This window comes from Lachnoclostridium sp. MSJ-17 (genome assembly GCF_018918205.1).
In the GTDB taxonomy this organism is placed as follows: domain Bacteria; phylum Bacillota; class Clostridia; order Oscillospirales; family Acutalibacteraceae; genus Ruminococcoides.
Map to the genome: position 1 here is coordinate 1 of NZ_JAHLQB010000107.1, position 18,071 is coordinate 18,071.

General features: G+C 53.3%; 15 protein-coding genes. 13 read left to right on the plus strand and 2 right to left on the minus strand.

Annotated features, from left to right (window positions below):
- The 9 genes from KQI64_RS08875 to KQI64_RS08915 all read left to right on the plus strand — a co-directional run.
- Window positions 1-663: Stp1/IreP family PP2C-type Ser/Thr phosphatase (locus tag KQI64_RS08875; RefSeq protein ID WP_216524340.1), on the plus strand; the 663-nt coding region annotated here is incomplete at its 5' end.
- A gap of 16 nt (window positions 664-679) precedes the next feature.
- The gene (gene pknB, locus KQI64_RS08880) at window positions 680-2,770 is read left to right on the plus strand and encodes a Stk1 family PASTA domain-containing Ser/Thr kinase (RefSeq protein ID WP_216524341.1); all 2,091 of its coding nucleotides are present in this window, start codon (window positions 680-682) and stop codon (window positions 2,768-2,770) included.
- 2 nt (window positions 2,771-2,772) lie between these two features.
- Window positions 2,773-3,663 carry a ribosome small subunit-dependent GTPase A gene (rsgA, locus tag KQI64_RS08885; protein ID WP_216524342.1) on the plus strand — a complete coding sequence of 297 codons (891 nt, stop codon included), beginning with the start codon at window positions 2,773-2,775 and terminating at the stop codon, window positions 3,661-3,663.
- Between the two features lie 45 nt (window positions 3,664-3,708).
- The gene (locus KQI64_RS08890) at window positions 3,709-4,347 is read left to right on the plus strand and encodes a thiamine diphosphokinase (RefSeq protein ID WP_216524343.1); all 639 of its coding nucleotides are present in this window, start codon (window positions 3,709-3,711) and stop codon (window positions 4,345-4,347) included.
- A gap of 253 nt (window positions 4,348-4,600) precedes the next feature.
- Window positions 4,601-6,232, plus strand: coding sequence for a PASTA domain-containing protein (locus KQI64_RS08895; protein ID WP_216524345.1), 1,632 nt, complete (start codon window positions 4,601-4,603; stop codon window positions 6,230-6,232).
- A gap of 471 nt (window positions 6,233-6,703) precedes the next feature.
- The gene (locus KQI64_RS08900; RefSeq protein ID WP_216524347.1) at window positions 6,704-7,189 is read left to right on the plus strand and encodes a CarD family transcriptional regulator; all 486 of its coding nucleotides are present in this window, start codon (window positions 6,704-6,706) and stop codon (window positions 7,187-7,189) included.
- Window positions 7,190-7,302: 113 nt separating this feature from the next.
- Window positions 7,303-9,267 (plus strand): leucine-rich repeat protein, encoded by a 1,965-nt coding sequence (locus KQI64_RS08905; RefSeq protein ID WP_216524348.1) that lies wholly within the window; start codon window positions 7,303-7,305, stop codon window positions 9,265-9,267.
- An 8-nt stretch (window positions 9,268-9,275) separates the two neighbouring features.
- Window positions 9,276-10,409, plus strand: a complete 1,134-nt coding sequence (locus KQI64_RS08910) for a glycoside hydrolase family 3 N-terminal domain-containing protein (protein WP_216524349.1) — start codon at window positions 9,276-9,278, stop codon at window positions 10,407-10,409.
- 92 nt (window positions 10,410-10,501) lie between these two features.
- Complete coding sequence (locus KQI64_RS08915; protein ID WP_216524350.1) at window positions 10,502-12,649, plus strand: Tex family protein; 2,148 nt, start codon at window positions 10,502-10,504, stop codon at window positions 12,647-12,649.
- Window positions 12,650-12,697: 48 nt separating this feature from the next.
- Here KQI64_RS08915 and KQI64_RS08920 read toward each other — a convergent pair whose 3' ends face one another.
- Window positions 12,698-13,384 (minus strand): peptidylprolyl isomerase, encoded by a 687-nt coding sequence (locus KQI64_RS08920; RefSeq protein ID WP_216524352.1) that lies wholly within the window; start codon window positions 13,382-13,384, stop codon window positions 12,698-12,700.
- A 132-nt stretch (window positions 13,385-13,516) separates the two neighbouring features.
- On the opposite strand from KQI64_RS08920, the gene KQI64_RS08925 reads away from it, so the two are divergent.
- From KQI64_RS08925 to KQI64_RS08935, 3 genes are read left to right on the plus strand one after another with little or no spacing between them, the layout of a single operon-like run.
- Entirely contained in the window at window positions 13,517-14,359 is an 843-nt protein-coding gene (locus KQI64_RS08925) for an ABC transporter permease (protein ID WP_216524353.1), read from the plus strand.
- Between the two features lie 3 nt (window positions 14,360-14,362).
- Window positions 14,363-15,658, plus strand: coding sequence for an ABC transporter ATP-binding protein (locus KQI64_RS08930; RefSeq protein ID WP_216524354.1), 1,296 nt, complete (start codon window positions 14,363-14,365; stop codon window positions 15,656-15,658).
- A gap of 54 nt (window positions 15,659-15,712) precedes the next feature.
- Window positions 15,713-17,230, plus strand: coding sequence for an asparagine synthetase B family protein (locus KQI64_RS08935; protein WP_216524355.1), 1,518 nt, complete (start codon window positions 15,713-15,715; stop codon window positions 17,228-17,230).
- A 43-nt stretch (window positions 17,231-17,273) separates the two neighbouring features.
- On the opposite strand, the gene KQI64_RS08940 is transcribed toward KQI64_RS08935, so the two are convergent.
- Entirely contained in the window at window positions 17,274-17,642 is a 369-nt protein-coding gene (locus tag KQI64_RS08940; protein ID WP_216524356.1) for a dockerin type I domain-containing protein, read from the minus strand.
- Window positions 17,643-17,934: 292 nt separating this feature from the next.
- On the opposite strand from KQI64_RS08940, the gene KQI64_RS10785 reads away from it, so the two are divergent.
- The coding region (locus KQI64_RS10785) for a 30S ribosomal protein S6 (RefSeq protein WP_216524358.1) at window positions 17,935-18,071 on the plus strand (137 nt) is incomplete at its 3' end.

The following is an 18,071-nucleotide window of genomic DNA, read 5'->3' on the forward strand; positions in this document are numbered from 1 at the left end:
TTCGGAGTTATTTCTCCCAGCTGCGTTTGGGCGGTCGTCTGCGACGGAATGGGCGGCGCCAACGGCGGCAACATTGCCAGCGCCACCGCGGTTGAGTATATCAGCACAAAAATCACATCTCTGTATAAGGTCGACATGACAAAGGATCAGATCGGCGAGCTCATGGCTGAGATAGTCATGGAGGCAAACAAGGCTGTGTTCGAGCTGCAGTCGAGAGACCCCGAGCTTGCGGGTATGGGTACGACCTGCGAATTCGTCTTTGTCAAGGACACCACGGTTCACGTAGTCCACGTCGGCGACAGCCGCACCTACGCTATCCGCGGCGGCAAGATCAAGCAGCTCACCGAGGATCACTCCGTTGTTCAGGAGATGGTGCGCCGCGGCGAGCTGACCTATGAGCAGGCTCAGCACCACCCCAACAAGAATTTCATCACCCGCGCGCTGGGAATCAAGGATTCTCTCAGGCTCGACTACATCGAGGCAAATTTCATCTACGGCGACGTGCTCCTGATATGCACCGACGGTCTTTCGAACCACGTCACTACGGGCGATATCGTCAAGATTTGCCACGAGAACCGCGGCGACAGTCTTATCAACAAGCTTGTGGACTGCGCTAAAGCGGACGGCGGCAGCGACAACATCACTGTCACCGTGATTTACTGAGAAAGGAAGGCGTAATATGGATAAGTACATCGGCAAGCGTCTTGACGGGCGCTATGAGATACACGAGCTGATAGGCGTCGGCGGAATGGCGAACGTCTACCGCTGCAACGACACCGTGGACGACCGCGAGGTCGCGATCAAGATCCTGAAGGACGAGTACCTCAACAACGAGGAATTCATCCGCCGCTTCAAGAACGAGTCAAAGGCTATCGCCATGCTCTCGCACCCGAATATCGTAAAGGTATACGACGTGAGCTTCGGCGATATGATTCAGTATATAGTAATGGAGTACATCGACGGCGTAACTCTCAAGGAGTACATCGAGCGTCAGGGCATTATTGAGTGGAAGGACGTGCTCCACCTCACCACACAGATACTCAAGGCTCTCCAGCATGCGCACGAGTGCGGCATCGTTCACCGCGACATCAAGCCGCAGAACATCATGCTGCTCCAGGACGGCACCATCAAGGTGACCGACTTCGGCATCGCGCGCTTCTCGGACAAGGCTACCCGCACAATGACCGATCAGGCTATCGGCTCCGTCCACTACATCGCGCCCGAACAGGCAAGAGGCGACGTAACCGACGGCAAGACCGACATCTACTCCGTCGGCGTTATGCTCTATGAGATGCTCACGGGCAAGCTGCCCTTTGACGGCGACAGTGCAGTTTCCGTCGCTCTCATGCAGCTGCAGTCCGTGCCCAAGCGTCCGCGCGAGGTCAACCCGGGCATTCCGATAGGTCTTGAGCAGATCACAATGAAGGCTATGCAGAAGCAGCCTTCCGACCGCTACACCTCGGCGGCGGAAATGCTCAGCGAGCTTGAGCGCTTCCGTCTCAATCCTTCGATAGTTTTCGACTACGGCAATTCCTTTGTCGACAACGAGCCTACAAAGTACGTCTCGAACATCAAGGACAGACCCAAGGAAGAGGCGAGCGGCATCAACCGCATCAAGGTAGAGGACGATGAGTTTGAGGACGAGGAGGACGTTATCGTCGAGCACGGCGCAATGTTCTATGTTGTAAAGGGCGTGCTTATCTCGGCGATCACCGTCTGCGTTGTGTTCTTCGCGCTCGCTCTGATACAGGCGTTCCAGTCCGGCCAGACCAAGGACGTTGATGTTCCCGATTACGTCGGAAAGACCCTTGTTCAGGCTAAGGAGGACAACCCCGAGAACTTCGTCTTTGAGATAAACAGCAAGTACGATCAGAGCAAGGAGATCGGCACGATCATCGCTCAGGAGCCTGCCGCAGGTTCAATGAAGATCAAGTCAGGCTCCACGATCACACTCACCGTTAACGGCACAGACACCGAAATGAGCGTACCTTTCGTTACAAACTACAGCGAAAAGGACGCCGTCGCGGCTATGAAGGAAAAGAGTCTCATGCCGCAGGTCGTCTATGTCGAGAACACCAAGACCCCGAAGGGCTATGTTATCGACACCTTCCCCGCAGCGGGAGCCAAGGAGACCATAGGCTCCACCGTTTATATCTATATCGCCAACGGAGCGCGCGCGGAGACCGCCGAGATACCCGCGATCATCGGCTCAACTCTCAGCGACGCTCAGTCTAAGCTCAATGAGCTCGGTCTCACTGTCGAGGTCACCTACAACGACGAGAGCAAGGAACCCAAGGACACAGTCATCGCGTCCTCACCGCTGCCCTACGGCAAGGTTGAAAAGGGAACGGTCGTTACCCTCGTTGTCAGCTCGGGCAAGGGCGACAAGCGCAGCGTAGAGGTCTATGTGGATCTGCCGACAAACGTTTCAGGCTCGGTCGAAATGACAGTTATCGTCGACGGAGCGATCGATTCCTCGCAGTCTAAGACACTCATTCCGGCTTATAACAGCACCTGCACCCTCAAATTCGAGGGCAGCGGCACATCTAACGTCGTGGTTCAGCTCGACGGTCAGGTTTACCGCGAGTACACGATCGACTTCTCGCAGGCGGCTGTCACGAATACCGTCACCCACGAATACAAGGCTCCCACTCAGCCCGCGACCGAGGCTCCCGCTACCGAGGAGCCCGTAACCCCGACTGAGGCTCCCACTCCCACAGACGCTCCCGTTGACGACGATAACAGCAACGGCGAGTACGTGATTTACTGAGTATGAAGGAGCTTTCGGGAGTTCTGATGAAGTCCGTCGGCGGATTTTACTACGTCCGCTGCGACGGCGAAATGTATGAATGCAAGGCGAGAGGCAGCTTCCGCAAGCGCGGAAGCTCGCCTGTCGCGGGAGACAGGGTGCGCATCACCGTGCCCGACGACGGCTTTTGCGCGCTTGAGGAGATACTCCCGCGCAAAAACAAGCTCAAACGTCCCGCGCTCGCCAATATCGATATTTTAGTCATCGTCTGTTCGACCGTCGACCCGCTTCCGAACTTCGCGGTTATCGACAAGATGACTGCGGCGGCTGTGAACAACGGCATGCAGCCCGTTATCGCCGTGTCGAAGAATGACATTAAAAACGGCGACGAGATCGCGGATATTTACCGCGGCAGCGGCATAGAGGTCTTTCAGCTCTCTCCGGACAGCTCGGAAGAAGCCGACGCTCTGCTCGCGTTGCTCCGCGGCAAGGTCAGCGCCTTTACGGGCAACAGCGGCGTTGGCAAGTCCACGCTGCTCAACATGCTATTTCCGAACCTTGAGCTTGCTACGGGCGAGATCAGCGACAAGCTCGGCAGAGGACGTCACACCACAAGAGTGGTTGAGCTTTTCGAGGAAAACGGCTGTATCGTCGCCGACACCCCGGGCTTTTCCACCGTCGATCTGCAGCGCTACGAGCTTATTGACAAGGACAGGCTGCAGTACTGCTTCCCGGAATTTGAGGAATACCTCGGGCAGTGTCAGTTCACCTCCTGTGCGCACACCTGCGAAAAGGGCTGCGCCGTATTACAGGCGGTGAAGGACGGCAAGATACATCCGTCCCGCCACAAAAGCTACGTCGCCATGTACAACGAGGTAAAAGACCTCAAGCCGTGGCAGTTTAAACAGAGTTGAGAGTGGAGAGTTTAGTTTTCCGCTGCCAACCTTAAACTACATGCTATGAAGAAATGCTATATTATCGCGGGCGCTCCGTCGCCCGATATTGATTTTATTAAAAATGAAATACCCCCGAACGCCTTTGTCCTCTGTGCCGACAGAGGATATACTCACGCTAAGGCGGCACAGATCACGCCGTCGGTGATTATCGGAGACTTCGATTCCTGCTCCGACACTTTGCCGGACGGCGTCGAAACCATTACCCTCGAGCGTGAAAAGCTTTACACTGACACGGTTTACTGTATTGACAACGCGCTCCAAAAGGGGTATGATGAAATAACAGTCCTTGCCGCGACCGGCGGCAGGCTCGACCACACCGTCGCAAATCTTCACGCCCTTGAGTACGCGGCTGACAGAGGCGGCAGGGTCACCCTGCTCTCGCGGCGCGAGGCGATCACCCTGCTCACGCAGGGCAGCCACAGCTTTGAAAACAGGGACGGGCTGACCTTCTCCTTGTTCCCGATCGGCTGCGAAGCGGCGGTGCTCTCGATTTCGGGTGCGCATTATCCGCTCGACAGATACGTTTACGAGAGCCGCAATCCAGTCGGAGTATCGAATATCTTCGAGGGCGAGAGCTGTATGATCGATGTTCACAGCGGCAGTCTGCTGATGATAATCAACCGCGACGATAGCTATTTATAATTCTTAATAAGAAAATAACAAACGGTTACAAGCCGCTCCGCACAGTATATTGATGTTTTTTTGCCGTATATTAATTCACGGCGGAAAATATGGATTTCAGCGGTGCGCACGGTCGTTTTGACAATAACAAAAATGTAATGAAAATGACATCTATAAATCTTGAAAAGAAATATATCAGTATGCTATAATTCAAGTTGGAATGATATGAATATCCGGATTGTGAAGTTTTATACAGTATGGAGTGAATAAAAGTATGGCATTGTGCATGGGTTGTATGCAGGAAATCGGCGACAGACGCTTCTGTCCCGAGTGTGGCTTTGATAATGCGGAAAAACAGCAGGCGCCTTTCCTTCCTTACGGAACGGTGCTCGCTAACAGATACATTGTAGGCGCTGGAATCGATACCAATGGCGAGAGCACTCGCTATCTCTGTTACGACAAGCAGACCGGTGACGTCGCTATCGTCGCCGAGTTTTTGCCGGTCGGACTGTTCAACAGAGCCGAGGGTGAAACAGTGGTTCGCGTCAACTACGAAAACCGTCTGGTTTACAATAAGCTCAAGGACGATTTCATCAACTACTACCGCGTTTTAGCGGATCTGCGCGAGCTTTCGGCGCTGATGAACGTCCACAATATCATCGAGGAAAACAATACCGCGTATGTGATCGAGGACAGCGAGGACTACATTCCCTTTGAGGAATACGTCGAGCGTCACGGCGGCAGTCTTGAGTGGGACGTAGCCCGTCCGCTCTTTATGCCCGTGATCTCCGCGCTGGAGGCTCTACACAAGAGAGGCGTCGGTCATTACGCGATCTCACCCAAGAATATGTACATCACCTCCTCGGGCAAGCTCAAAATCTCGGGCTTCGCCACCGAGAATGAGCGCAAGCGCGGCACCGCGCTCAAGAGTCAGCTCTTTTCCGGAGCGGCGGCTCCCGAGCAGTACGAGGTCGCTTTCCCGCTCGATGACATCACCGATATTTACGGACTTTGCGCTACTCTGTTCTATGCGCTGACGGGTCATCTGCCCAAGGCAGCTCCCGAGCGTCTCAAGGACAGCCGCCTTCTCATGAGCACCACCACCGTCAAAAAGCTGCCGCCTCACGTTGTATCGGCACTTGCGAACGGTCTGCAGGTCGAGCGTGAGAACCGTATCACCGATTTTGACGAGCTGCGTTCTCAGCTCTCCGTCGCACATACGGCAAAGGCTATTCAGGACGAGATCTCACGCACCGCGAGCATGAATATTTCGCGCACCGAGAAGGAGCAAAAGAACCGCAACGGCATGTCGCGTGTTTCAATTACCATTATCGCGGCTGCGGCTACAGCGGTTGTCCTCGGTATAGCGGGTTATTTCTGGAACATGACGCATCCCTTCCAAGGGTTGTTCGGCGGCACCCAGAGCGCTACGCAGGAGTCGACCGTGAGTACCGAATGGACAGGTCCCACGGTGCCGACCTTCGTCGGCAAGACCTACGAGGAAGCGCTTAAGGAAGCCGGCTCCGATTCGGGCGTTACGCTGTTGAGGAACTATTCCGACGAACACAGCGACCAGTATAATGAGGGCATCATCATGGCTCAGAGTCCCGCGGCGGGTTCAAAGGTCGCTCAGGAGGGCAATATCGTTGTCAGTGTGACCGTCAGCAAGGGTCCGCAGATGCGCGAGCTGCCAAAGGTCGAGGGTCAGTCGCTGGATCAGGCTGCCGCCGATATCGCGGCTCAGGGGCTGAACGCTACCGCGGAACAGGCGTTCAGCGACAAGTACGCGGAGGGCAGAGTCATCGGCTACAAAAATCATCAGGCGGGCGACACTGTCGAGTACGGAACAAATATCACCGTCATCGTGAGCAAGGGCAAGGAGCCTACGGCAACCACCGCTCCGTAAAATTTCATTGATTTTTTCAGAGGCAGCGATTTATTCGTTGCCTTTTTTGTACCAAACAGTTTCGTCACAAATTAGTACGCAAATTGTAAAAACTGCACAATTTATCACACTTTTCTTTTCCCTGTCAAAACGAAAAATGTTGCAAATGCAACTGAAACAGAAAAAAGGATTGTGTATAATAGAATTGTCAAAAGACCGAGAACGGAATATGCGCCGCTCTCTTTGGTTTTTAGGTGATTTTTTTAGGAGTTTTGATTTTAATATTTTTCGATTCGCGGCGCTTATTTCGTCTTGTTATTTTACGATTATTCCTTCTATAACCCAATATACCCCCGGAAAACAACCGAGTTCTCTCGGTTGTTTTTCATATTTATGAAGCTAAAAATATTCTCTGAATTTTTGTCTGTTTTGCCTATGACAAAAAAATTCATTATATGATAAAATATAAATAAAAGAAAGGGTGGTCGCTATATGTTTTCAGCAGGTCAAACCGTGCTCTACGGCGCGAACGGAGTGTGCCGCATTGAGGAAATAACCACGCGCAAGGTCGGCTCTGTGAAAACTGAATACTATGTTCTCAAGCCCGTCTGGGCAGAGAGCTCGACGCTGTACGTTCCGACCGGCAACGAGACTCTTGTTAGCCGGATGCGCTATGTAACGACCGCTGACAGGTTACGTGAAATTCTCGCCGACCGGGAATTTAAGCTCGAGTGGATAGACAACAAGATCGAACGAGGCGAGTATTTCCGCGGAATCATCTCGCGCGGCGACTGCCGCGAGCTTATCGCGCTTGTCCGGCTGCTTCACGAGCATTCCGAATCTGTCTCGGCTCAGGGCAAGCGGCTGCACATTACCGACGAGCGAATTCTCCGCGAGGCTGAGAAAATGGCAGGTGACGATGCGGCAACCTCCCTCGGAGTAACAAGGGAAGAAGCGCTGGAACTGATAATCGGGTAAAATCAACACTCCCTTAGCGGAGTGTTTTTTTCTTAGAAATTTTATCCGAAACCATTTACTTTTTCGCAGAAAAATAGTACAATAATTTATATATTGTTTATTTGGGTGTTATTATGAAGAAGATAGTGGCTTTTTTAATGACTCTTATTCTCGGTCTGAGCTGCGCCGTTTCAGCTTTCGCGGCTGACGACGCGTCCTCGGGCGACTGGCTGTACACCGTCAGGGACGGCGAGGCTGTCGTCACTGGTTACAGCGGTTCGGATACGACCGTTGCCGTTCCGACCACTCTCGGCGGTCACACGGTAACTCAAATCGGCACAGCCGCGTTTTACCGCTCAAAAATTGAAAAGCTCTCGATTCCTTCCACCGTCCGCGAAATCGGCTGGTGGGCGTTTTACGGCTCTACAAAACTCAGCGAGGTAACTCTTTCCCGCGGACTCGGAAAAATCTCCTTCGGAGCGTTCCTCAACTGTTCTTCTCTGCGCGGAATCGAGGTTCCGCCGACGGTTTACTCGATCGGAAGCGACGCCTTCGCCGTAAATTGCAGAACAATGACAGGAATCCCGGACGTGCTCAACGACAGGCGAGTCGGCGAACAGTATTACTCCGTTAACACCTCGTTCGTGATCAAGGGATATTCAGGTACCGCCGCCGAGAAGTACGCTGAGGACAACAAGCTCGTGTTCAGCGGCAGCGACGCTCTCACCTTTGCCGACATAAACTCCGACGGTGAGATTGACGGTCAGGATATAATTCTGATAGAGAATTATATTAACGGCGGAAGGCTCTCGACCCTCGAAAAGCTCAACTCCGACCTCGACTGCGACGGCTCCGTCACCGAAAATGACCTTGAGCTGCTGCGCTCGTATATCAGCGGCAAAACGAGCCTTTACGACCTGCCCGCGAACAGCTTTGACGCGCCGGAACAGAGCTTCCTGTACGGAAAGAAGCTCTACAGCGATGGCGACAGCGTGGCAAAGGGCACCGGCACCGATACCTTCGGCAAGGGATTCCATTCCTATGCCTACTACCTCGCTGAAAAGTACGGCATGGACTTCACCACCAACGCCGTGGGCGGAACTACTCTCGCCAAGGTCAGGGACAATCCGCTCAGCTCGGGCACAAGTATCCTCGAGCGTGTGCTTCTGATGCGCAAGGACTACGACGTGATTCTCCTCGACGGCGGCTTTAACGACATCTTTCTGAAGGTTAAGCCCGGTGAGGTTACTCCCGACAGCAACAAGAGTGGTTTTTACGACGTTACAACGACGGCAGGCGCGCTTGAACAGATGTGTTATTTTCTTACAAAGAATTATAAAAACACGGTAAAGCTCTTTGTCCTCTGTCATGACTGCGACGACAGGCAGCCGCTTTACTGGGAACTGCTGCGTAAGGTTCTCGACAAGTGGGAGATTCCCTATGTCGATATCAGCAAAGAGACGGATTTCCGTGCTGTCAACAAGGAGATCAATAACCAGTATTTTTACTGCAACGACGACAAGGATGTCGGCGACGAGATCCATCCCGTCGCATATGCTCAGGACAAGGTCTACGGCGAGCTTGTCGAAAATAAACTCAACGAGCTGTTCGCCGCGAAGAACGCGATTTCTGCGGACAAAGCAAAAATCGATATAGCCAAAGGCGAGACCGCGGCTCTCACTGTCAGCTCCGGCGGCAAGACGTACAGCGGCGAGCTGAGCTGGACTTCATCTGACGAGGACGTAGTCACCGTTTCACAGCGCGGCGAGGTCACAGCTGTGGCGATAGGTCAGGCTATGATCCGCGCCGAGACTCCCGACGGACAAATCGTCGGCTTTGAGGTCGACGTAAAGCAGAATCCGCTCTGTTTCTATCTCAACAAGACCGACGCGACGCTCGCCAAAAACCAGCACATGTCGCTTATTCCCGCGTTTCTGGAGGGCACGGCGGCTCAGGATATCAGCTATGAGTCCTCTGATTCGTCCGTGGCACAGGTCAGCGGCGACGGAGTTGTCACCGCGAAAAGAGGCGGCAATGCTGTCATCACCTGCAAGCTTTCGAACGGTGTTAAGACCGACTGCCTTGTCAGGGTCAGATAGGAGTATTGATGAAAAAACTAATTGCGATATTTTTGGCGGCTGCAGCGCTCAGCCTTACCGCCTGTCAGAGCGCGGGAAATCCGCAGAACAGACAGACAACCGATCCTCAGACGACCGAGGTGACCGAGCCCGCCGAGCCTGAAACCGATATGCTCGAGGAGATGGTCGCAAAAATGACCGTCGAGGAGAAGGTAGGTCAGATGTTCTTTGCCCGCTGCCCCGACGCTGACGCCGCCGAAACCGCCGCGAAGTACCACCTCGGCGGATATATCCTATTCGGCAGGGACTTTGAGGGTCTTACCGCCGACGAGGTCAGGGTGAACATTCAGAGCTATCAGGAAGCGTCTGACATCCCGATGCTCATCGGCACCGACGAGGAAGGCGGCACCGTTGTCCGCGCGAGTCTGTATCTGCGCGACGAGCCGTTTCTGTCGCCGCGCGATTATTATGCCGACGGCGGCTGGGAAGCTGTTGAGGGCGCCGAAAATGAGAAAGCGGATTTGCTGCTTTCCCTCGGAATAAACGTAAATATCGCGCCTGTGTGCGACGTTACGGGAGACCCTGATTTGTTCATGTACGAACGCTCCTTCTCGGGCGACGCGGACGAGGTGTCTCAGTTTGTCGACAAGACCGTCGGCATCTACCGCTCCAAAAAGCTCGGCAGCGTGCTCAAGCACTTCCCGGGCTACGGCGACAACTCCGACACCCACACGGGTATTGTCACCGACAGCCGCTCCTATTCTGAATTTCTCAGCAAGGACTTCAAGCCCTTTGCGATGGGAATTTCGGCGGGCGCGGACTGCATTCTCGTCTCGCACAACATCGTCGAGTGCATGGATCCCGAATACCCGGCATCGCTCTCGGACAAGGTTCATCAGATCATAAGAAACGACCTGCGCTATAACGGCGTCGTCATGACCGACGACCTGATTATGGGCGCGATCTCGGATTATACGGGCATCGACGCGGCTGCGGTTTTCGCGGCTAAGGCGGGCAACGACCTGCTGTGTTGCTCAGACCTCGAGGTTCAGTACCCGGCGGTGCTTACGGCGGTTGAGAACCAGGAGATCCCGATGGAGCAGATCGACCGAAGCGTTATCCGCGTCCTCAAATGGAAGCAGGATTTGGGATTGATAAAATGAATAAAAACAGGGCGTGCGTGTCGCGCCCTTTTTGTTTGCAAAAAATCCGAGTATGTGGTATAATCATTGGGAATAAAAAACGGAGGATATATATGGAATATTCAAAGGTATTAGCACAGCAGTTTGAAATAAAAGAGGAGTACGCCGCGAACATCATCGCGCTGCTCGACGACGGCAACACGATTCCCTTTATCGCGCGTTACCGCAAGGAAATGCACGGTTCTATGGACGATCAGCTGATCCGTCAGTTCAGCGAGAAGCTGGATTATCTGCGCGGTCTCGACAAGCGCAGAGAGGAGATACGCAATCTCATTGAGGCTCAGGAGAAGCTGACAGAGGACGTTTCCGCCGCTCTTGACAAGGCGCAGACCCTCAGCGAGCTAGAGGATATCTACCGTCCGTTCCGTCCGAAGCGCAAGACGCGCGCGGGCGTTGCCAAGGAAAAGGGTCTCGAGCCGCTTGCGCTTGCGATCATCAAGCAGGAAAAGGGCTTTAGCCCTCAAAAGTACGCCGCGGAATTCATCAGCGAGGAAAAAGGCGTCGCGACTGCCGACGAAGCTCTTGCCGGCGCTATGGACATTATAGCCGAGCAGGTTTCCGACAGCGCTGAGATCCGCAAGCTTATCCGAGAGATCGCTCAGAGCAGCGGCGTTCTCCGTTCGGTCGCTGCCGATGAAGAAAAGGAGAGCGTCTACACGATGTACTATGACTTTAGCGAGGCTGTCAAGAAAATCGCGGGGCACCGCGTTCTCGCCGTCAACAGGGGAGAGAAGGAAGGCTTCCTCAAGGTCAGCCTCGAGCTTAACGAGAATCGCCCGCTCTCGGTTATTTACCGACTGCTCGACAAGGGCGTAAACCCGCTCTGCTCCGACATTCTCCGAGCCGCGGGCGAGGACGCCTACAATCGACTGATTTTCCCGTCGATAGAGCGCGAGATACGCTCGGAGCTTACCGAGAACGCCGCCGAGAGCGCCATGAAGGTGTTTGCGGTCAATCTCAAGCAGCTTCTCATGCAGCCGCCCGTAAAGGGCAAGACCGTCCTCGGACTTGACCCCGGTTACCGCACCGGCTGCAAGGTCGCGGTCGTCAACGGCACCGGAAAGGTGCTCGATACCGCCGTTATCTACCCGACACACGGCGAGCGCAAGGCGGCGGAGTCAAAGGCTAAGCTGCTTCAATTGATAAAAAAATACCGCGTCGACATCATTTCGATCGGTAACGGAACCGCCTCAAAGGAGACCGAGATGTTCGCCGCCGACGCTATCAGGGAGCTTGACCGCCCAGTTTATTACATGGTCGTCAGCGAGGCAGGCGCGTCGGTTTACTCCGCGTCAAAGCTCGCCGCGACCGAGCTGCCCGAGCTTGACCTCACGCTGCGCTCGGCGGTTTCTATCGCAAGACGTTTGCAGGACCCGCTCGCGGAGCTTGTAAAAATAGAGCCGAAGGCGATCGGCGTCGGTCAGTACCAGCACGACATGCCCCAGAAGCGTCTCGGCGAGACTCTTGACGGCGTTGTCGAGGACTGCGTAAACTCCGTCGGCGCTGATCTTAACACCGCTTCACCTGCGCTGCTTCTGCGCGTGTCAGGTCTTAACTCGACGGTCTGCAAAAATATCGTCGCCTACCGCGAGGAAAACGGAGCATTTAATTCTCGTGCAGAATTAAAGAAGGTTCCCAAGCTCGGACCCAAGGCGTTTGAGCAGTGCGCAGGCTTCCTTCGTGTGCCCGAGAGCCGTAATCCTCTCGATAACACCGGAGTTCACCCCGAGAGCTACAAGAGCGCCAAGGAGCTGCTCACTCTGCTTGATTATTCCGAAAAAGAAATAAAAGCCGCGAAGTTCTCAGACATCGCTAACAGGGTAAAGACAAAGGGTACCAAGACCCTCGCTGACACTCTCGGCATCGGACTTCCCACTCTCGACGATATAGTCAAGGAGCTTTCAAAGCCAGGCCGCGACCCTCGAGACGAGATGCCTGCACCCATGCTGCGCACCGACGTGCTCGACATCAACGATCTCAAGGAGGGGATGGAGCTCAAGGGCACAGTCAGAAACGTCATCGACTTCGGGGCGTTTGTCGATATCGGCGTACACCAGGACGGTCTTGTCCACATTTCGCAGATTTGCGACAAGTACATAAAGCACCCGTCCGAGGTGCTCAAAGTCGGCGACGTTGTGAACGTGAAGATCCTCTCCGTCGACCCGAAGAAAAACAGAATTTCTCTCACAATGAGGTTTTAAAAAAAAGAAAGGACAGCCGCGGTTGGCTGTCCTTTTCACGTTTATTTGCTACTGGGCTCTCTCGATCGTGATAGAGTTGATCACGGGCTGCTTTGAGGAGGGAATAGTGCCGTTGCCGTCGACGGGCTTTGCGTCGGAAGCGATCTTGTCCACAACCTCAATGCCCTCTGTGACCTCGCCGAACGCCGCGTACTGACCGTCAAGGAAAGTTGAGTCCTTATGAACGATGAAGAACTGCGAGCTTGCGCTGTTCATGTCATTGCTTCTCGCCATAGAGATAACGCCTCTTTTGTGGCTTAGAGTGTTCTGAGTGAAGCCGTTAGCAGAGAACTCGCCGACGATGTTCTCGTCGCTGCCGCCGGTGCCGTTGCCCTTGGGGTCGCCGCCCTGGATCATAAAGCCTTCCATGATTCTGTGGAAGGTCAGTCCGTCGTAGAAGCCGCTTTCCGCGAGCTTCACGAAGTTTGCGACGGTTTTGGGAGCGTACTGAGGTTCGAGCTCAACGGTGATTTCGCCGTAGTCCTTGACGTCGATGACCGCCTTCGCGCCCTCGAGAGCGGAGGTGTCGACCTCAGCCTCAGTTGCCTTTTCGGTGGTCTGAGCCGCGGTAGTTTGTTCGGTCTTGCTGCTTGTCTGCTCTGTCTTGCTGCCGCAGCCGCTGAAAGCCACAGCCGAGAAGCAGAGCAAAAGCGCGAGCGCGAGACTTAAAATACGTGTTGTTGATTTTCTTATCATTTCAATCACTTTCCTTTATTAATATGCAGAAAATATTATATCACCAAAATAAAAACAAATCAACCTCAATTGACACAAAATATAAGTTGTGATATAGTGTATATTGTACAAGAATGTTCCGGAAGTGAAGCTATGTCAAACGATAACATTTCATATATCGAATCAAAAAATAAACTGTTCAGCGTTGATTTCAGGGAGCTTTTCCGCTACCGCGACCTTATCTGGCTCTTTGTCAAGCGCGACCTCGCGAATTCCTACAAGCAGACCGTCCTAGGTCCGATATGGATACTGATCAACCCGCTGCTCTCTACTACGGTTTTTACCGTGATTTTCGGCATTATCGCGGGTATTCCGACAGACGGTGTGCCGCCGTTTTTATTCTACATGTCCGGCAACGTGCTGTGGGGCTTTTTCAGCTCGAATCTCAACAAGGGTTCGGCGACATTTCTCAGCAACGCGAGAATATTCGGCAAGGTGTATTTTCCGCGCCTTGTCATGCCTATCGCCAACGTGATTTTTAACTTCATCAACTTCGCTCTCCAGACGGTGGTTTATATAATCCTCGTCGTGGTGTACGCGCTCATGGGAACGGGTGTGCACCCTAACCTTATGATCCTGCTCACGCCGCTGCTCGTTTTGCAGACGGCGCTGCTCGGCATGGGAATCGGACTTATCATGACCTCGGTTACAACTAAGTACCGCGACCTCAACGTGCTTTTCAGCTTCGGAGTATCGCTGCTTATGTATATAACTCCCGTCGTATATCCTATTTCAAAGGCTCCTCTGGGACTCGGCACCCTGTTGCTGCTCAATCCCGTTGCGCCTATAGTCGAAACCTATCGCTACGCCTTTCTCGGCAGCGGAGATTTTCACTGGGTATACTGGCTCGTTAGTCTCGGCGTTACGGCGCTGATTCTGATGTTCGGGCTTGTGATTTTCAATAAGGTCGAAAAGAATTTTATCGATACGGTGTAATTTATGAAGTTAGACAAGGACTGCGTAATCAAAACAGAACATCTGACAAAGCGGTACACCCTCGGCGTAATCGGCTCCGGAACCCTGCGCAGGGACCTGCAGAGCTGGTACGCGAGAAGGCGCGGCAGAGATGATCCGAACCGCAGAATAGGCTCGAGAGAATACGAGAAGGGCGAGCTTTTCACCGCCCTTGAGGATTTCGATATAGAGATAAAGCGCGGAGAGAGAGTCGGAATAATCGGCGCGAACGGAGCAGGAAAATCCACGTTTCTCAAGCTGCTTTCGCGCATCACCTCGCCGACGGAGGGAAAAATCGCCTACCGCGGCAGGATCGCGAGCATGCTCGAGGTCGGCACCGGCTTCAGCGGCGAGCTTACGGGCAGGGAAAATATCTACCTCAACGGCGCGATTCTGGGCATGACAAAGTCAGAGGTCGAGAAAAAGATAGACGAGATAATCAGATTTTCCGAGTGCGAGACCTTTATTGACACACCTGTCAAGCGCTACTCCTCGGGAATGTTCGTAAAGCTCGCCTTTGCTGTCGCGGCTCACCTTGATGCGGAGATCCTGATTATGGACGAGGTGCTCGCCGTAGGCGACATGAAGTTCCAGAAGAAGTGCATAGCCAAAATGCGCGAGCTCGCTATCGACGAGAACCGCACGGTACTCTATGTCTCGCACAATATGAGCACTATCCAGGAGCTGTGCAGCCGCTGCGTTGTGCTCGAGCACGGCAAAAAGGTATTTGACGGAGAGGTTGACGAGGCAATAAAGCTCTACCTCGGCGGTGAGAACGACGAGCTTTATTCGTTTGAATACACCGATGACAAGCACAAGGAGAAGGTAAGACGCAAGCTTGTCAACCTAACCCGAGCGAAGTTTCCCGGACGGACAAGCAGCTGGTTTTATGACGACGAGCAGGTTCCGATCGAGCTTGACTGGACGTATCTCGAGGACGTTGAGCGAATGGGTCTGAGGGTTGAGATCAGCGATATCCGCCACTATCCGATAACCGCGTTTGTGATCGATGACGCGGGCGGCGGCAAAAAGGGAGAAAACAGGAAGATGCGGCTCAATCTCGACATTTCCGCGCTTGCCCAGGGTATCTATTGCGTGCGGTACGTGTTCTTTGTCAGCACCCACAGCGATTTCAAGCCCGAGCCTGTCGAAATCGCCACCGGACTGACTATTCGCAAAAGACTGCGCAGGGAAGGCGAGAATTTCTGGTACAAGTCATGGGGCAGCGTAGTGTCCAAGGGCGTCGAAATCGTTAATAATGAAAAAGAATATGGGCATTGACGAAGCCGCCTCAAAATGATATAATTCTGACAGCTAACGACACGGAGGTACAAAATGGTACAGGTTAAATATTTCAGCGGATATATCCGCAACTATAAAAAGCTCTGTACTGAGCTGGGAATAGCCCTTCCGCTTTCCCGCGAGGACAGAGAGCTGCAAATCATAACAAAGGGCTTTGAAAAATGGGGAACGGAGATCGTCGATTACCTCTACGGAGCCTTTGCCTTTGCCGTCAGTGACGGGGACAAGGTCTATTGCTTCCGCGACCAGGTGGGTCAGAAGCAGATGTTCTACACAACGGCGGACGGAGAGTTCCTTTGTTCGGGCGATATCGACGAGATCGCGTCCGACCCGAGGGTAACAAAAAAACTCAACCGCCGCATGCTCCAGCAGTACCTGTTCTACGGCTACCCGATCGGAGAAGAGACCTTCTACGAGGACATTTACAAGCTGCGCCCGGGTCACTATGCCGAGTCCGACGGAACGAGCGTGAAGCTTACGCGCTACTGGAAGCCCGTTTTTGAACCCGACCACAGCAAGACCGTTGAAGATTTCGCGGAGGAGATCCGCGCGGTCGTTGACGAGATTTTTGACGAGGAGCGCGGCGACGAGCAGATCCCCTACAAGGAGTCCTTCCTCTCGGGCGGCGTTGATTCGTCCTATCTTCTTGCGGCGGGCGACGCTCAGGCGGCGAATACCGTCGGCTACGAGGAGAGCGGCTTTGACGAGTCGGAGCTTGCGCGCCATACCGCAGAAATTTTGGGCAAAGGCTTCAACGTGAGAAAAATAGGCGCTCAGGAGTATTTCGACCGCATTCCCACCGTTATCGACAAGATGGGTCAGCCACTCGGCGACGCGTCGGCGGTCGCCTTCTCGATCGGCTGCGAGGCTGTCAGAGCACACGCCGGGGTAGTCTATTCGGGCGAGGGTATCGACGAGTTCTTCGGCGGCTATAACGCCCACAAGCGCGAGCTGCCAAAGGAGTGGACATACCTCACATGCTCGCACATCATGAGCGAGGATTTCATCAAGACATTCATGCTTGATTACGACGAAAACGTCAGCGCCGAGGAGCCTATAGCCGCTCTGTGGAGCGAGGTTCAGGGACAGAATCCTCTCGCTCAGAAGCTGACGATCGATATTTCACTCTGGCTTGAGGGCGATATTTACCTCAACACAGACCGCACCAGCACCGCATGCGGGATCGAGCTGCATACGCCGTTCAGCGATCTGCGCCTGTTCAATGTGGCGCGCAGGATTCCCGCGGAGTACCAGTTCGACGGAGAGCAGAACAAGTGCGTTTTCAGAACCGCGGCTCTCGCAAAGCTGCCCTTTGAAGTTGCCTTCCGCAAGAAGGTCGGATTCCCTGTGCCGATCAGAATGTGGCTCAAAAACGAGAAGTATAACCGCCCGGTCGCCGAAAAGCTCTTTGGCGAGACCTCAAAGAAGTTCTTTGATCAGGAAACAATGCGCGATATGTGGAACCGCTATCTCGGCGGCGAGGAATTCCTCTGGAACCGCCTCTACGCGATTTACGCGTTCCTGCTCTGGTATGACTTAAAATTCCGATAAAGAAAAAACATCGCTGTGCCTTTCGGCACAGCGATGTTTTTTCTCAAAAGATTATCGGGGTCTGGATATCGTCGTCATTTTTGAGCGCCCGGGCTTCTTGAGGAGTCATGCCCGCGTAGAGCGTGCCGCTAAGGTCTGCTGCATAGCGCTGGACCTTCGTCGCGTCGTCGATGTTGATGAAGCCGTCAAGGTTTACGTCGGCAGTATTGACGTTAAAATGCGCACTGCCGATGGAGTCAGCGGCATACTTTTGAATCAGCGTTGCGTCAACAACCGTTACAACGCCGTCTCCGTCAACGTCGCCCATTATCTCAGCCGTACCGCCGCCGGCAGCAGCCGCACAGAACGAAAATGCCTGAAATGAAGTCAGCATGGCGAGCAAAACAATCAGTGTTTTTTTGAACAGCTTCATAAGCACACTCCTTAAATTTTTTGTTATCTTTAATTATAACATAATTATTTATAATATGCAAGAATATTTTGTGCAGAGAGCGGGGTGCAGAAGCGTTTTCTGTTTTATCGAACTTATGACCCGTCGTTTATGAATCCCAAAATTCTGATGAACATTAAAAAAGGCGGAGCTAAAATATTGACAAATCAGGATTTTGTGATATAATAATACTGTTGCTTTATGCGCGGAAGCGTGTGGAGAACAAATCCTTGCGGAGAAATCCGCCATAATGTCCAGAAGGAGGTGCAAAGAAATGGCAGTAACTGCGAATTACGAGACCGTAATGATCGTTTCAATGAAGAAGGGCGAGGAAGGCATTCAGGCTATCGTCGAGAAGTTCAAGAACCTCATTGAAAAGCATGCCACTTTGAAGAATGTAGACGAGTGGGG

What these genes read in the sequence shown, in the direction of transcription:
- pknB (WP_216524341.1), top strand. Translation starts at nt 680, where the DNA reads ATGGATAAGTACATCGGCAAGCGTCTTGACGGGCGCTATGAGATACAC.
- rsgA (WP_216524342.1), top strand. Translation starts at nt 2,773, where the DNA reads ATGAAGGAGCTTTCGGGAGTTCTGATGAAGTCCGTCGGCGGATTTTAC.
- KQI64_RS08890 (WP_216524343.1), top strand. Translation starts at nt 3,709, where the DNA reads ATGAAGAAATGCTATATTATCGCGGGCGCTCCGTCGCCCGATATTGAT.
- KQI64_RS08895 (WP_216524345.1), top strand. Translation starts at nt 4,601, where the DNA reads ATGGCATTGTGCATGGGTTGTATGCAGGAAATCGGCGACAGACGCTTC.
- KQI64_RS08900 (WP_216524347.1), top strand. Translation starts at nt 6,704, where the DNA reads ATGTTTTCAGCAGGTCAAACCGTGCTCTACGGCGCGAACGGAGTGTGC.
- KQI64_RS08905 (WP_216524348.1), top strand. Translation starts at nt 7,303, where the DNA reads ATGAAGAAGATAGTGGCTTTTTTAATGACTCTTATTCTCGGTCTGAGC.
- KQI64_RS08910 (WP_216524349.1), top strand. Translation starts at nt 9,276, where the DNA reads ATGAAAAAACTAATTGCGATATTTTTGGCGGCTGCAGCGCTCAGCCTT.
- KQI64_RS08915 (WP_216524350.1), top strand. Translation starts at nt 10,502, where the DNA reads ATGGAATATTCAAAGGTATTAGCACAGCAGTTTGAAATAAAAGAGGAG.
- KQI64_RS08920 (WP_216524352.1), bottom strand. Translation starts at nt 13,384, where the DNA reads ATGATAAGAAAATCAACAACACGTATTTTAAGTCTCGCGCTCGCGCTT.
- KQI64_RS08925 (WP_216524353.1), top strand. Translation starts at nt 13,517, where the DNA reads ATGTCAAACGATAACATTTCATATATCGAATCAAAAAATAAACTGTTC.
- KQI64_RS08930 (WP_216524354.1), top strand. Translation starts at nt 14,363, where the DNA reads ATGAAGTTAGACAAGGACTGCGTAATCAAAACAGAACATCTGACAAAG.
- KQI64_RS08935 (WP_216524355.1), top strand. Translation starts at nt 15,713, where the DNA reads ATGGTACAGGTTAAATATTTCAGCGGATATATCCGCAACTATAAAAAG.
- KQI64_RS08940 (WP_216524356.1), bottom strand. Translation starts at nt 17,642, where the DNA reads ATGAAGCTGTTCAAAAAAACACTGATTGTTTTGCTCGCCATGCTGACT.